General features: G+C 52.9%; 14 protein-coding genes. 5 read left to right on the top strand and 9 right to left on the bottom strand.

Going from position 1 to position 14,912, the window contains the following annotated elements; genetic code table 11:
* Positions 1–121 precede the first annotated feature (121 nt).
* From gshB to metK, 6 genes are all read right to left on the bottom strand, one after another.
* Positions 122–1,069, bottom strand: a complete 948-nt coding sequence (gene gshB, locus N7268_RS01615) for a glutathione synthase (RefSeq protein ID WP_198905830.1) — start codon at positions 1,067–1,069, stop codon at positions 122–124.
* Positions 1,070–1,089: 20 nt separating this feature from the next.
* On the bottom strand, positions 1,090–1,821 hold the full coding sequence (gene rsmE, locus N7268_RS01610) for a 16S rRNA (uracil(1498)-N(3))-methyltransferase (RefSeq protein WP_198905832.1): 732 nt from the start codon (positions 1,819–1,821) through the stop codon (positions 1,090–1,092).
* Between the two features lie 75 nt (positions 1,822–1,896).
* On the bottom strand, positions 1,897–2,604 hold the full coding sequence (gene endA / locus N7268_RS01605; protein WP_198905834.1) for a deoxyribonuclease I: 708 nt from the start codon (positions 2,602–2,604) through the stop codon (positions 1,897–1,899).
* 94 nt (positions 2,605–2,698) lie between these two features.
* Complete coding sequence (locus N7268_RS01600) at positions 2,699–3,196, bottom strand: SprT family zinc-dependent metalloprotease (RefSeq protein ID WP_260861579.1); 498 nt, start codon at positions 3,194–3,196, stop codon at positions 2,699–2,701.
* Between the two features lie 77 nt (positions 3,197–3,273).
* Positions 3,274–4,668, bottom strand: coding sequence for a galactose/proton symporter (gene galP, locus N7268_RS01595; RefSeq protein WP_260861578.1), 1,395 nt, complete (start codon positions 4,666–4,668; stop codon positions 3,274–3,276).
* Positions 4,669–5,074: 406 nt separating this feature from the next.
* On the bottom strand, positions 5,075–6,229 hold the full coding sequence (gene metK / locus N7268_RS01590) for a methionine adenosyltransferase (RefSeq protein WP_020996311.1): 1,155 nt from the start codon (positions 6,227–6,229) through the stop codon (positions 5,075–5,077).
* Positions 6,230–6,770: 541 nt separating this feature from the next.
* On the opposite strand from metK, the gene N7268_RS25130 reads away from it, so the two are divergent.
* The 4 genes from N7268_RS25130 (at position 6,771) to speB (ending at position 10,179) form a co-directional block, all read left to right on the top strand.
* Complete coding sequence (locus N7268_RS25130; protein ID WP_269149342.1) at positions 6,771–6,908, top strand: hypothetical protein; 138 nt, start codon at positions 6,771–6,773, stop codon at positions 6,906–6,908.
* 90 nt (positions 6,909–6,998) lie between these two features.
* Positions 6,999–7,130, top strand: a complete 132-nt coding sequence (yqgB, locus tag N7268_RS01585; protein WP_198905840.1) for an acid stress response protein YqgB — start codon at positions 6,999–7,001, stop codon at positions 7,128–7,130.
* Positions 7,131–7,138: 8 nt separating this feature from the next.
* Positions 7,139–9,115 (top strand): biosynthetic arginine decarboxylase, encoded by a 1,977-nt coding sequence (gene speA / locus N7268_RS01580; RefSeq protein WP_260861577.1) that lies wholly within the window; start codon positions 7,139–7,141, stop codon positions 9,113–9,115.
* A gap of 143 nt (positions 9,116–9,258) precedes the next feature.
* On the top strand, positions 9,259–10,179 hold the full coding sequence (speB, locus tag N7268_RS01575; RefSeq protein WP_198905842.1) for an agmatinase: 921 nt from the start codon (positions 9,259–9,261) through the stop codon (positions 10,177–10,179).
* A gap of 146 nt (positions 10,180–10,325) precedes the next feature.
* Here the strand turns inward: speB and N7268_RS01570 are convergent, their stop codons facing one another.
* Positions 10,326–11,084 carry a M48 family metallopeptidase gene (locus tag N7268_RS01570; RefSeq protein ID WP_260861576.1) on the bottom strand — a complete coding sequence of 253 codons (759 nt, stop codon included), beginning with the start codon at positions 11,082–11,084 and terminating at the stop codon, positions 10,326–10,328.
* A 279-nt stretch (positions 11,085–11,363) separates the two neighbouring features.
* On the opposite strand from N7268_RS01570, the gene tkt reads away from it, so the two are divergent.
* The gene (gene tkt, locus N7268_RS01565) at positions 11,364–13,355 is read left to right on the top strand and encodes a transketolase (RefSeq protein ID WP_260861575.1); all 1,992 of its coding nucleotides are present in this window, start codon (positions 11,364–11,366) and stop codon (positions 13,353–13,355) included.
* 316 nt (positions 13,356–13,671) lie between these two features.
* Here the strand turns inward: tkt and N7268_RS25125 are convergent, their stop codons facing one another.
* Positions 13,672–13,857, bottom strand: a complete 186-nt coding sequence (locus N7268_RS25125; RefSeq protein WP_313958365.1) for a hypothetical protein — start codon at positions 13,855–13,857, stop codon at positions 13,672–13,674.
* Positions 13,839–14,819 (bottom strand): IS5-like element ISKpn26 family transposase, encoded by a 981-nt coding sequence (locus tag N7268_RS01560; protein ID WP_000019445.1) that lies wholly within the window; start codon positions 14,817–14,819, stop codon positions 13,839–13,841. The genes N7268_RS25125 and N7268_RS01560 overlap by 19 nt, the downstream gene beginning before the upstream one ends.
* Between the last annotated feature and the right edge of the window lie 93 nt (positions 14,820–14,912).

The raw sequence follows: 14,912 nt of genomic DNA, 5'->3' as shown, positions 1-14,912 counted from the left end.
ATGTCACGATACACTTTACCCTTGCGTCCCTAGGCACATCATCATTTACGCGCCTGGGGACGCTAAGGATTGCCACCTTGAAATATCATGAATGGCTATGTGTCTATCTGTTTATGGCTGATTACTTTTGCAGGCGAGCTTCAATCGCGTCCATCAGCATACCGGTAATGGAAACCGGGAATTCCGCCTCAATTTCACGAATACAGGTTGGGCTGGTGACGTTAATTTCCGTCAGGCGATCGCCAATGATATCCAGGCCGACAAAAATCAGGCCTTTGGCTTTCAGCGTAGGCCCAATGCGACGCGCAATTTCCCAGTCGCTGTCAGTCAGCGGACGGGGTTCGCCACGACCACCGGCAGCCAGGTTACCACGGGTTTCGCCGCCCTGCGGAATACGCGCCAGGCAGTACGGCACCGGTTCACCATCGACCACCAGCACACGTTTGTCGCCGTCTTTAATCGCTGGCAGATAGTTCTGTGCCATGCAGTAGCGGGTACCGTGCTCGGTCAGCGTTTCGGCAATCACGCCGAGGTTCGGGTCGCCTTCCTTCACGCGGAAGATAGAGGCGCCGCCCATACCGTCCAGCGGTTTGAGAATAATGTCGCTGTGTTTCTGCCAGAAGGCTTTCAGCTGCGCTTTGTTGCGCGTGACCAGCGTTTCCGGCGTCAGGTCGGCGAACCACGCGGTGAACAGCTTTTCATTGCAATCACGCAGGCTCTGCGGTTTGTTAACGATCAGCGTACCTTTCTCTTCCGCACGTTCCAGAATATAGGTCGCGTAGATGAACTCGGTATCAAACGGCGGGTCCTTACGCATCAGAATAACGTCGAGATCGGCCAGTGGCAGATCCTGCTCGCCGGTAAATTCGTACCATTTATCGTAATTCTGTTCGACGCTGAGGGTTCGCGTGTGGGCGCGGGCTTCACCGTTAATCAGATAAAGATCGGCCATCTCCATATAATGAAGTTCGTAACCACGACGTTGTGCTTCCAGCAGCATAGCGAAGCTGGAATCTTTCTTGATGTTGATGCTTGCGATGGGGTCCATCACGATGCCGAGCTTGATCATTGTTCTTCTCCGTTAACGCTTCAACCTAAGTCGCCAAATCGCACCTGTAGCGCGGTAATGGCGGTAAGCGCAGTTGTCTCTGTACGCAGAACGCGAGGTCCTAACAGGATATCAGTAAACTGGTAACGTGCGGTCATGGCGATTTCATCGGCCGACAGTCCGCCTTCCGGGCCAATCAGCAACCGGATGCGCTCCACCGGTAGCGGCAACGTATTGATGCTGGCACTGGCGCGCGGGTGAAGATTGAGTTTCAATCCTTCATCCTGTTCGGCACACCACGCTTCCAGATCCATTGCCGGGCGGATTTCAGGTACCCGGTTACGACCACACTGTTCACAGGCTGCAATAGCAATTTTCTGCCACTGCTGGAGCTTCTTGTTCAGGCGTTCACTATCCAGTTTAACGCCGCAGCGCTCAGAAAAAAGTGGCGTAATGAGGCTTACACCCAGCTCAATGGATTTCTGGATAGTAAATTCCATTTTTTCGCCGCGTGACATTACCTGCCCGAGATGAATGTGCAACGGTGATTCGCGATCGTCGGGTTCCGCGTTAATCACCTTTACGTCCACGCTTTTTTTGCTGGCGTGGATGATTTCGGCGTCGAATACCTGGTTGCTGCCGTCAAATAACTGGAGAGCCTGGCCTGGCCCCATACGCAGTACACGACCGATATGGTTGGCAGCATCTTCACACAGGGAGATTTGGCTGCCGGAAGAGAGTGGCTCAGGGTGATAAATGCGAGGAATGCGCATAATTAAACATCCGCGTCATGGCCCTGGGCTGCAAAAGGCCAGGGCATGGGTTAAAAATATTGACGCTAGTGTAGGTTAGCTCTTTTGCGCCTGGCAAGCGCGTTGCACGTATGGGTTATGGTTCCCCTGGACCTTTGCGATACGTTCATCACGTTCACACTCCCAGTCGGTCACCGGATATTGTTTATTCCAGGCATTAAAAAGCTGGGTTTGCTGACGGGAGAGCGTCAGATTGTACTGGTCGCGCATGTAAAAATAGGTACGGGCAATGGCGCCGCGAGCGCGGGCTGGCGGCTCGGCGACTTTCTCTTTGAAGTCAACTTTCATGTCGCACTGTCCGTACTGACCTTCGCCACCGTTCCACTGGCTGTACATGAAGTTAGCGCGATCGCCGTTCACTTCACCCACCGCCGGTTGCAGGTTATGCATATCGCTTTCCATTTTGCGATAGACCGGATCTTTGGCGCAATTTTTACGACCGCCGTCCTGCCAGCACTGACGTTGATGGCCAAATTGCCAGGCGGGCACGACGTGTTCCCATTCAATACGGCTGGCGCGGTTTTCATTTTTTCGTACTTTATAGCCGCAGGAGGCCAGGTCAACGACCCCTTTCTTACCCTGCCAGTTAATTTTACATCCGCAGTAGAAATCGCCAGGCGCGTCAGCATTCACTTTGACGCCGGCGGCTTTAGCTTGTGAGAAACTGTTGATACCTTCGGCGAAAACAGAACCTGAGAGCGCGGTGGCCAGCAACGCCACTGCAAAAGAGAGATTACGGTACATCACGAACTCCGTGTTAAAACGAGCCCGCAACGTAGCGAAAGTTGTTCATGTATGCAATCAGCAGGATCAGAAAAGCTCCTGATAATTCTGAATGTTACTCCGCAACCAGCGGTTCTCCGCAGTGTACGCAGCGATAGGTCGCTTCCCCGCGGACAATGCGGTTGTGGCGGCGGACGGTCAACTGGTGTTCCTGACACTTACAGCGGTAGGTAAAGGTCTTACGTTGTATGGATTGCAGTTCAAACTGATGCGTACGCCTGGCCGGTACGCCCAGTACGCTTTCCATCATCCATTTCCACTCTTTGCCGTGTGGCGGTACGCGGCCAAAGTGTTTCCATACCAGCAAATGCGCCAGCTCATGAGGAACCACCTCGTTAACAAAAGCCTCGACGTTTTCCATCAGCAATACCGGGTTTAGTCGGATTTCATAGCTTTGCAGCCACGCTGTACCTGCGGCGGTTCCGCGCTGCTGGTAAACCAGTTTGGGTTCCGGGTAGTGACGTTCAAGCTTGAGATTGGCCTGGGCGAGTTTTTCCCGCAGGCTGCGCATAACGGCTTGCTGGACGGCGATGGGAAGACGGGAGGTTTTCATAACGCCAGAGAATAGTGCGACAGGGAAGGGACTGCAAGAGGAAGGCTTCCCCCGATAAGGGAGGAAGCCTCGGGTGATTAGTCGTGCGCGCCGATTTCGCGCAGTTTACGACCTTTCATCAGGTTACGTTCAATGTGTTCCAGAGAAACGTTTTTGGTTTCAGGAATCAGCCACAGGGTCAGGAAGATGAACAGAACGTTCAGACCGCCGTAGACCCAGAAGGTGTTGGCGCTGCCCAGCGAATTCAGCATCGTCAGGAAGGTTGCGCCGACGATCATGTTGGCGATCCAGTTGGTTGCGGTAGAGCAGGTGATACCGAAATCACGGCCTTTCAGCGGCTGAATTTCAGAACACAGTACCCAAATCAGCGGACCGGCGCTCATGGCGAAGCCAACGATAAACATCAGCAGCATCAATACAGCGAAGTACTGAGCGGTTGCAGAGTGAATACCCAGGTGCATCATCGAGCCCAATACACCCATACCGACTGCCATCACGATAAAACCAAGAATCAGCGTTGGTTTACGACCCCAACGGTCAACCAGACCAATGGCGATAAAGGTAGCCAGTACGTTGGTCAGGCCAACGATAACGGTGCCCCACATCTGTTCGGTGGTGTTGGTATAGCCTGCCAGTTCAAAGATTTTTGGCGCGTAGTACATGATGACGTTCATCCCGGTGAACTGCTGCATCACCTGTAACAGAACGCCGAGGAAGACCGCGCGACGGAAGTTACTGTTTTCTTTAAACAGCGCCCAGCCGCTTTGCTTCACTTTCAGGCTTTCGCGAATTTCATCCAGCTCACGCTTTGCTTCGGCGCTGGTGTCACGAAGGCGCAGCAGCACGCGTTCGGCATCGACAAAGCGACGTTTTGCGGCGAACCAGCGTGGGCTGTCCGGCAGGAAGATAACGCCAACCAGCAGCAGGAGCGCAGGGATGATGATCACGCCCAGCATCCAGCGCCATGCGCCGCTATAGCTGAAAGCGGTATCCGACAGATAGGCGCCGAGGATCCCGATGGTGATCATCAACTGATACATGGAAATCATGCTGCCACGAATTTTTTCCGGCGCAATTTCGGACAGGTACAGCGGTGCGGTGTAGGAAGCAACACCGACGGCCAGACCCAGCAAGACGCGGGAGAGAAGCAGGACTTCAACGTTAGGTGCGGCGGCGGAGAACAATGAGCCAGCAACAAACAGGATCGCGCCGATCATTAGGCTTTTTTTACGCCCCAGCTTGAAGGAGAGCCAGCCGCTGCCGACAGCCCCTACCGCTGCACCAAACATCATGGAACTCACCACCCATTCCTGGGTATGCGGAGTAATTTGAAACTCATCCGTGATAAAGGGTAATGCACCGGCAATAACACCGATATCCAGGCCAAAAAGTAATCCTGCCAGGGCTGCAAGAAAGCAGACAAAGAATGTCATCGCCTTATTGGAACGCCCCTGTTTTTTATTGTCAGGCATGATGCCCTCCGGTTGGGTAGGTATAGGTAATCGTGTTGATGTTAAGGGTAGGTGAGTACGGGGTAAAAAAATGCGATTCAAATCACATTAGTGTAATCGGTTACACTGCTATTTGTGGTGGTTATGAATTATCGCATTGAAAATAAAAGATTTATATAAGGATAGAACAAGAGTAATTGTCTGAAATTAAGACGATGCTGAAAAATGATGTAACAGTATTGAAACTGCAGAAATAAGGGGATGTAAATTCAATGTGGGTTGATCGTGATTGAATGTAATCGCTTTCATTTTCATTCAATGGGACGTGCAGAATGTGATTCAGAAAACGGTGAAGGGAAGGGAGCGAATGCATAAAAAAAAGACCAGCACTCAGGCTGGTCTCTGCTTGTGACAGGTTGTGCGAAAATTACTTCAGGCCGGCAGCATCACGCAGCAGCTGTGCTTTGTCGGTTTTTTCCCATGGGAAATGTTCGCGACCAAAGTGACCGTAAGCGGCGGTTTCTTTGTAGATCGGGTGCAGCAGATCCAGCATCTGAATCAGGCCGTACGGACGCAGGTCGAAGAACTCGCGAACCAGCAGGGTCAGCTGCTCTGAAGGCACTTTTTCAGTCCCGAAGGTTTCCACCATGATGGAAGTCGGTTCAGCCACGCCGATAGCGTAGGAAACCTGAATTTCACAACGGTCAGCCAGGCCTGCGGCAACGATGTTTTTCGCGACATAGCGAGCCGCGTAGGCTGCAGAGCGGTCAACTTTAGACGGATCTTTACCAGAGAATGCACCGCCGCCGTGACGAGCCATGCCGCCGTAGGTATCAACGATGATCTTACGACCGGTCAGGCCGCAGTCGCCCATTGGGCCGCCGATAACGAAACGACCGGTTGGGTTGATGAAGAATTTAGTCGAAGCGGTCAACCATTCAGTTGGCAGTACCGGCTTGATGATCTCTTCCATCACCGCTTCTTGCAGTGATTTTTGATCAATATCTTCAGAGTGCTGAGTAGACAGAACGACCGCATCAATACCGACGATCTTGCCGTCGTCGTACTGGAAGGTCACCTGGCTTTTGGCATCCGGGCGCAGCCAGGACAATGTGCCATTTTTACGTACTTCAGCCTGACGCTGTACCAGACGATGAGCGTAAGTGATCGGTGCTGGCATCAGTACATCGGTTTCATTGGTTGCATAACCAAACATCAGACCCTGGTCGCCTGCACCCTGTTCCAGCGGATCGGCACGGTCAACACCCTGGTTGATATCCGGGGACTGTTTACCGATAGCGCTCAGCACTGCACAAGAGTTGGCATCAAAGCCCATGTCGGAATGCACATAGCCAATTTCGCGAACCGTATTACGCGTGATCTCTTCGATGTCGACCCATGCGCTGGTGGTGATTTCACCGCCAACTAAAACCATGCCAGTTTTGACGTAGGTTTCGCAGGCAACGCGTGCTTTCGGATCCTGCTCGAGGATCGCATCCAGCACGGCATCAGAAATTTGGTCAGCGATTTTGTCAGGATGCCCTTCTGATACGGACTCGGACGTAAAAAGGTGTTTTGCCATATTTAATTTCACCTAAGGAGAATTTGGTTAGCTCAAGCTGTCGTGTGGAATAGTCATGTGTAGAAGATTCTACCATGAGTCTGCATAGACGGACACCGGCAGTCTGAGTGTTAATCGGTATAGATGGATTAACATCTGGACGTCTATTTTAGGCCACTTCTTTTCACGATTTCCAGTTTTTTTTGAGGACGGTCGCATTGTTTTGAAAATCTAACTGGAAATTTTTCCTGACGGTGCTGGCAATGTGTGCATTTATCTTTTGCTTTTTCGTACTGTTGTCGGTATAAAACGCGGCGCGCGGCTCATATCCGTCATACTTCAAGTTGCATGTGCGTTGGCAATGCTCGCTCGCCCCAGTCACTTACTTTTGTAAGCTCCCGGGGACTCTCTGCGTAGCCGCCTTCCCGCAACGCGAATTATTTAGGATAGACAAAAAGCACACGACATTTTCATCGTGTTGCCACTTCCAGCCGGGTTAAAACTTTAGCTTTGGCTTGTGGGTCCGTTCCGTGTGGAGCGCCCGTGGAGGTGATACGAGATAATGAACCGTTGTATTCTGTTGAATCTGTCACACCGTTCTGGTGTACATATGTCTCCCGCAATCTGCATCTTGCATACCTGCCGATGTTATACCCATCTCGGCGCTTCTCAGGACTCCAGAGCCGGTAACGGTCACTAAGGACTGAACAAGGGCGCTCTTGGAAACAAGAGTTTTCTCGTGGTTTCGCCGAACCATCATCATTAAGTTCGGTTACGTGTTTACAATGATATGAAAAAGAAACCGGTCGCACAGTCGGAGCGTCAGCACTATCTGCTGGAAATTCTGCCTGTATATGGGTTGTTATCGCGTCCTCGGATTGCGATAGTAGTCAACTGTTTTACACTTGTTAATAAAATCTGAGGTTCGCTATGTCTGACGACATTTCTATGGGTTCGCCTTCGTCAGCAGGCGAACAGGGTGTACTACGCTCCATGCAGGAGGTTGCAATGAGTTCCCAGGAAGCCAGCAAGATGCTGCGTACTTACAATATTGCCTGGTGGGGTAATAACTACTATGACGTCAATGAGTTAGGCCACATCAGCGTGTGCCCGGACCCTGACGTACCCGAAGCGCGTGTCGATCTCGCCAAACTGGTTAAAGCCCGTGAAGCGCAAGGCCAGCGCCTGCCTGCACTGTTCTGCTTCCCGCAGATCCTGCAACACCGTCTGCGTTCGATTAATGCCGCGTTCAAACGTGCGCGTGAATCCTACGGTTACAACGGTGACTACTTCCTCGTTTACCCGATCAAAGTGAACCAACACCGTCGTGTGATTGAATCGTTGATCCATTCCGGCGAGCCGCTGGGACTGGAAGCGGGTTCGAAGGCTGAACTGATGGCCGTTCTGGCCCATGCGGGTATGACCCGTAGCGTCATTGTTTGTAACGGTTATAAAGACCGCGAATATATCCGTCTGGCGTTGATTGGCGAGAAGATGGGCCATAAGGTCTATCTGGTTATCGAGAAGATGTCTGAAATCGCCATCGTGCTGGATGAAGCTGAACGCCTGAATGTGATCCCTCGTCTGGGCGTGCGTGCGCGTCTGGCCTCTCAAGGTTCGGGCAAATGGCAGTCCTCCGGCGGCGAAAAATCCAAGTTCGGCCTCGCTGCCACGCAGGTTCTGCAACTGGTCGAAACACTGCGTGAAGCAGGGCGACTGGATAGCCTGCAACTGCTGCACTTCCACCTCGGTTCGCAGATGGCGAATATTCGCGATATCGCCACTGGCGTACGTGAATCCGCGCGTTTCTACGTTGAGCTGCATAAACTGGGCGTCAATATCCAGTGCTTCGATGTGGGCGGCGGTCTGGGTGTGGACTATGAAGGTACGCGCTCGCAGTCTGACTGCTCAGTCAACTACGGTTTGAACGAGTACGCCAACAATATCATCTGGGCGATTGGCGATGCGTGTGAGGAAAACGGTCTGCCGCACCCGACGGTGATCACCGAGTCTGGTCGTGCTGTTACCGCGCACCATACCGTGCTGGTGTCTAATATCATCGGTGTGGAGCGTAACGAATACACGGTACCTACCGCTCCGGAAGAAGACGCGCCGCGCGCGCTGCAAAGCATGTGGGAAACCTGGCAGGAGATGCACGAACCAGGCACCCGTCGTTCTCTGCGCGAGTGGCTGCACGACAGCCAGATGGATCTGCACGATATCCATATCGGATACTCTTCCGGTACTTTTAGCCTGCAAGAGCGTGCCTGGGCAGAGCAGCTGTATTTGAGCATGTGTCACGAAGTGCAAAAACAGCTGGACCCGCAAAACCGTGCGCACCGTCCGATCATTGATGAGCTGCAGGAACGTATGGCGGACAAAATGTACGTCAACTTCTCTCTGTTCCAGTCAATGCCAGATGCGTGGGGTATCGATCAACTGTTCCCGGTACTGCCGCTGGAAGGGCTGGATCAAGTGCCAGAGCGCCGTGCGGTGCTGCTGGATATTACGTGTGACTCCGATGGTGCTATCGATCACTACATCGATGGTGACGGTATTGCCACGACGATGCCGATGCCGGAATACGATCCAGAGAACCCGCCAATGCTCGGATTCTTTATGGTGGGCGCGTATCAGGAGATCCTTGGCAACATGCACAACCTGTTCGGGGATACCGAAGCGGTTGACGTGTTTGTCTTCCCGGATGGCAGCGTGGAAGTTGAGCTGTCTGACGAAGGGGATACCGTGGCGGATATGCTGCAGTACGTGCAGCTGGACCCTAACACGCTGCTGACGCACTTCCGCGATCAGGTTAAGCAGACCGGGCTGGATGATGCGCTGCAACAGCAGTTCCTCGAAGAGTTTGAAGCGGGTCTGTACGGATACACCTATCTCGAAGACGAGTAAGGATGTCCTGGTTCGCTTGAACCTGGGCAAATTAACGGCGATAATTCGCCTATACAAGTAGTCACGTAAATCAATCCCTTCCTCGTCGGGCTTAACGACGCGGAGGGGATTTTTTTTTCACCGATGTTAAAAGAGGTCAGTACATGAGCACCTTAGGTCATCAATACGATAACTCCCTGGTTTCTAACGCCTTTGGTTTTTTGCGTCTGCCGATGAATTTCCAGCCATACGACAGTGATGCCGATTGGGTTATTACTGGCGTACCGTTTGACATGGCGACTTCCGGTCGTGCTGGCGGTCGTCATGGCCCGGCAGCGATCCGTCAGGTGTCCACTAACCTGGCATGGGAACATAACCGTTTCCCGTGGAACTTCGATATGCGTGAGCGCCTGAACGTTGTGGATTGCGGCGATCTGGTTTACGCGTTCGGTGATGCCCGTGAAATGAGCGAAAAACTGCAGGCGCATGCTGAGAAGCTGCTGTCCGCGGGCAAGCGCATGCTCTCTTTTGGCGGTGACCACTTTGTCACACTGCCGCTGCTGCGCGCACACGCCAAACACTTCGGGAAAATGGCGCTGGTGCATTTTGATGCCCATACTGATACCTATGCCAACGGCTGCGAATTTGACCACGGTACCATGTTCTACACCGCGCCGAACGAAGGTCTGATCGATCCGAATCACTCCGTGCAGATCGGCATTCGTACCGAATTCGACAAAGATAACGGTTTTACCGTGCTGGATGCCTGCCAGGTGAACGATCGCGGCGTGGATGACATCATTGCGCAAGTTAAGCAGATCGTGGGTGATATGCCGGTTTATCTGACCTTCGATATCGACTGCCTGGATCCGGCTTTTGCGCCGGGTACCGGTACACCGGTAATTGGCGGCCTGACCTCCGATCGCGCAATCAAACTGGTACGTGGTCTGAAGGATCTGAACATCGTCGGTATGGATGTGGTAGAAGTGGCTCCGGCTTATGATCAGTCTGAAATCACGGCGCTGGCTGCTGCGACTCTGGCATTAGAGATGCTGTATATCCAGGCGGCGAAGAAAGGCGAGTAATCGGAATCGGACTCTTTTGTTCGTCATTTTGAACTCGGGCAGTGCTCGCCATCTTTACGTACCAGGTGTACGTTCCGGTGGTGGCGCGCTGCCCGTGTCCAAACTGGCTTCGCCAATTGCGTCCGATATCCCGTGCAAGATAGGGGTTATTTAATTCCGTCTGCGCTCATTCGATCGCGAATATGCTGGGCACGTTCGGCTGAGGCCGGATGATCGTCAAACATTGAGCTTTGGCGTCCTGCTTCAAGTTTCGCCAGTTTCTCAAAACTGGTCGCTAATCCCGCCGGGTTAATGCCGCGTTTGCGCAACAAATCATACGAGTAGTCATCCGCTTCGGATTCCTGACGTTGTGAGAACTGTGAATTCACCAGTTTCTCGCCAAGGTCGCCCAGTTGCGACTGTGAAAGGCTGCCGACGATACCGCCTGCAGAGGCTGCAGCCGCGCGAACCGCATTAGTACCCAGCGCAACCTGCATCCCTTTCTTCACATGACCGAGCGCAACGTGCCCCATTTCGTGGCCGATCACCGCCTCAACTTCGTTGTCGGTCATCATATCCATCAGCCCGCTGTATACGCGAATACAACCGTTGGCCATCGCAAACGCGTTCACATCTTTCGCCATATACACTTTGTAGTTCACTGGCTGCCCGTTGATGTTGTCACCCAGTGCGGTCGCGATTTTGGTGAGTCGTTTAGCGTACTCACTACTGGCCGGGGCGATGGTTGCCTTACTGTCCATATCCGTACAGGCCTGGTCGCTTAGCGCTTTTACCTGTGCATCACTCAGGCTGTAGGCCTGAAAAGCTTCGGCCCCCGATGAAAGCAGTCCGTTGGAGTTCATATTCTGGCAGCCAGTCAATGCCGCCGCCATGCTCGTAGCAAGCAGTAAAGCGCGAATTTTCATTTTTTCTCTTCCGCACAAAGTCAGGATTATTCTAAAAAATACGTCGTTGGCAGGTAAACCGACGCTCAGCCTAAGTATAAAGAAAAGAACAATAAGCGGGCGAGAAGATTGCGCAACATGCGTACATGATCCAGAGATTTCTGAAGCGGCAAAAGGATGCTCCATGTACATGACACGCGGCTTAGGTTACATTGTTGGCACTTTTTTCCGGCGTAGCCCAAAACGCGCGGTCGTCAAGTCGTTTAGGGCTCGGCCTTCATTATCCGATCTGGAGTCAAAATGTCCTCACGTAAAGAGCTTGCCAATGCTATTCGTGCGCTGAGCATGGACGCAGTACAGAAAGCCAAATCCGGTCACCCGGGTGCCCCGATGGGTATGGCTGACATTGCCGAAGTCCTGTGGCGTGATTTCCTGAACCACAACCCGAATAACCCGTCCTGGGCTGACCGTGACCGCTTCGTGCTGTCCAATGGTCACGGCTCCATGCTGATCTATAGCCTGCTGCACCTCACCGGCTACGATCTGCCGATGTCCGAGCTGCAGAACTTCCGTCAGCTGCATTCCAAAACACCGGGCCACCCGGAAGTGGGTTATACCGCGGGTGTTGAAACCACGACAGGTCCTCTGGGTCAGGGTATTGCTAACGCAGTTGGTATGGCTATCGCTGAAAAAACGCTGGCGGCGCAGTTTAACCGTCCAGGCCACGATATCGTTGACCACTTCACCTATGCGTTCATGGGCGATGGCTGCATGATGGAAGGTATCTCTCACGAGGTATGTTCTCTGGCAGGCACCCTGAAACTGGGTAAACTGGTTGCGTTCTATGACGACAACGGTATTTCCATCGACGGTCACGTTGAAGGTTGGTTCACTGATGACACCGCTAAGCGTTTCGAAGCTTACGGCTGGCACGTGGTTCGTGGCGTAGATGGTCACGATGCTGACGCGATTAAGCGCGCAGTTGAAGAAGCACGCGCAGTGACCGACAAACCGTCCCTGCTGATGTGCAAAACCATCATCGGTTTCGGTTCCCCGAACAAGGCGGGTACGCACGATTCTCACGGTGCGCCGTTGGGTGATGCAGAAATTGCACTGACCCGTGAACAGCTGGGCTGGAAATACGCGCCGTTTGAAATCCCGTCTGAAATCTATGCTCAGTGGGATGCGAAAGAAGCAGGTCAGGCAAAAGAAGCAGCATGGAACGAGAAGTTCGCCGCTTATGCGAAAGCCTTCCCGCAGGAAGCTGCTGAGTTCACCCGCCGTATGAAAGGTGAAATGCCGTCTGATTTCGACGCGAAAGCGAACGAATTCATTGCGAAGCTGCAGGCTAATCCGGCGAAAATCGCCAGCCGTAAAGCGTCTCAGAATGCTATCGAAGCATTCGGTCCGTTGCTGCCTGAGTTCCTCGGCGGCTCCGCTGACCTGGCTCCATCAAACCTGACCCTGTGGTCCGGTTCTAAAGCGATCAACGAAGATACTGCCGGTAACTACATCCATTACGGTGTTCGTGAATTCGGTATGACGGCTATCGCTAACGGTATCTCTCTGCACGGTGGTTTCCTGCCGTACACCTCTACCTTCCTGATGTTCGTTGAATACGCACGTAACGCCGTACGTATGGCTGCGTTGATGAAACAGCGTCAGGTTATGGTTTACACCCATGACTCCATCGGTCTGGGCGAAGATGGCCCGACTCACCAGCCGGTAGAGCAGGTTGCTTCTCTGCGCGTTACGCCGAACATGTCTACATGGCGTCCGTGTGACCAGGTTGAATCTGCAGTGGCATGGAAATACGGTGTTGAGCGTCAGGACGGCCCGACCGCGCTGATCCTCTCCCGTCAGAACCTGGCGCAGCAGGAACGTACTCCTGAGCAGCTGGCAAACATCGCTCGCGGTGGTTATGTGCTGAAAGATTGTGCCGGTCAGCCGGAACTGATCTTCATCGCTACCGGTTCTGAAGTTGAGCTGGCTGTCGCAGCATGGGACAAACTGACCGCTGAAGGCGTGAAGGCGCGTGTGGTTTCCATGCCGTCTACCGATGCGTTTGACAAGCAGGATGCGGCTTACCGTGAATCTGTACTGCCGAAAGCCGTTTCTGCTCGCGTAGCAATCGAAGCGGGTATCGCTGACTACTGGTTCAAATATGTGGGCCTGAACGGCGCTATCGTCGGCATGACCACCTTCGGTGAGTCTGCACCGGCAGAGCTGCTGTTTGAAGAGTTCGGCTTCACTGTAGACAACGTCGTCGCGAAAGCAAAAGAACTGCTGTAATTCTGATTACCGTTGAAAACGGGTCGCTCAGGCGGCCCGTGCCAGTCAGTCAGTTAAGTAACTGACTGCCTGTTCTCCCGCTTTATCTGCCCATCTTTGGTTTTCTCCTCACCGCTTGCGGGAAGGTCCGTTTTCTTCTTACCGATCGTTTTTCTATTATCCCCGTGCTTTACCTATCTTGCTTTAGCGTCGGGCACCTGCCGGGCGATACCCACTTCCAGTGTTACCCACATCCGCTTTACCCGCTGTAACGGAGGGTTTTTATCATGCCCTCACTTATTTTTTAATACCTCCAGTGTAAATTTTAAGATGTTACTCAATTAAGTATTTCCTTAGGGAAGGTGCGAATAAGCAGGTCATTTCTTCCCAAGCTGACTCGCTGATTAAAATTTCGCGGATCTGGGCCGATTTTTTTCCCGCAAACACATCGAATCAGCCTATTTAGGCTATTTTTTCCACCATTTCTGGCGTTATTTCCGGTTTTTACTGAGATCTCTCCCACTGACGTATCATTTGGTCCACCCGAAACAGGTTGGCCAGGGTGAATAACATCGCCAGTTGGTTATCGTTTTTCAGCAGCCCTTTGTATCTGGCTTTCACGAAGCCGAACTGCCGCTTGATGATGCGAAACGGGTGCTCCACCCTGGCACGGATGCTGGCTTTCATGTATTCGATGTTGATGGCCGTTTTGTTCTTGCGCGGATGCTGCTTCAAGGTTTTTACCTTGCCGGGACGCTCGGCGATCAGCCAGTCCACATCCACCTCGGCCAGCTCCTCGCGCTGTGGCGCTCCTTGGTAGCCGGCATCGGCTGAGACAAATTGCTCCTCTCCATGAAGCAGATTACCCAGCTGATTGAGGTCATGCTCGTTGGCCGCGGTGGTGACTAGGCTGTGGGTCAGGCCACTCTTGGCATCGACACCAATGTGGGCCTTCATGCCAAAGTGCCACTGATTGCCTTTCTTGGTCTGATGCATCTCCGGATCGCGTTGCTGCTCTTTGTTCTTGGTAGAGCTGGGTGCCTCAATGATGGTGGCATCCACCAAAGTGCCTTGGGTCATCATGACGCCTGCTTCGGCCAGCCAGCGATTGATGGTCTTGAACAATTGACGGGCCAGTTGATGCTGCTCGAGCAGGTGGCGGAAATTCATGATGGTGGTGCGATCCGGCAGGGCGCTATCCAGGGATAATCGGGCAAACAGGCGCATGGAGGCGATTTCGTACAGGGCATCTTCCATGGCACCGTCGCTCAGGTTGTACCAATGCTGCATGCAGTGAATACGCAGCATGGTCTCCAGCGGATAGGGCCGTCGGCCATTGCCCGCCTTGGGATAAAACGGCTCGATGACAGCGGTCATATTCTGCCATGGCAGAATCTGCTCCATGCGGGAGAGGAAAATCTCTTTTCGGGTCTGACGGCGCTTAGTGCTGAATTCACTATCGGCGAAGGTGAGTTGATGGCTCATGATGTCCCTCTGGGATGCGCTCCGGATGAATATGATGATCTCATATCAGGAACTTGTTCGCACCTTCCTTAGTATTAATCCATTTTATTAATG

This window comes from Citrobacter sp. Marseille-Q6884 (genome assembly GCF_945906775.1).
In the GTDB taxonomy this organism is placed as follows: domain Bacteria; phylum Pseudomonadota; class Gammaproteobacteria; order Enterobacterales; family Enterobacteriaceae; genus Citrobacter.
Note: the sequence above shows the minus strand (reverse complement) of the source record. Positions and strands in the feature narration are given on the sequence as shown.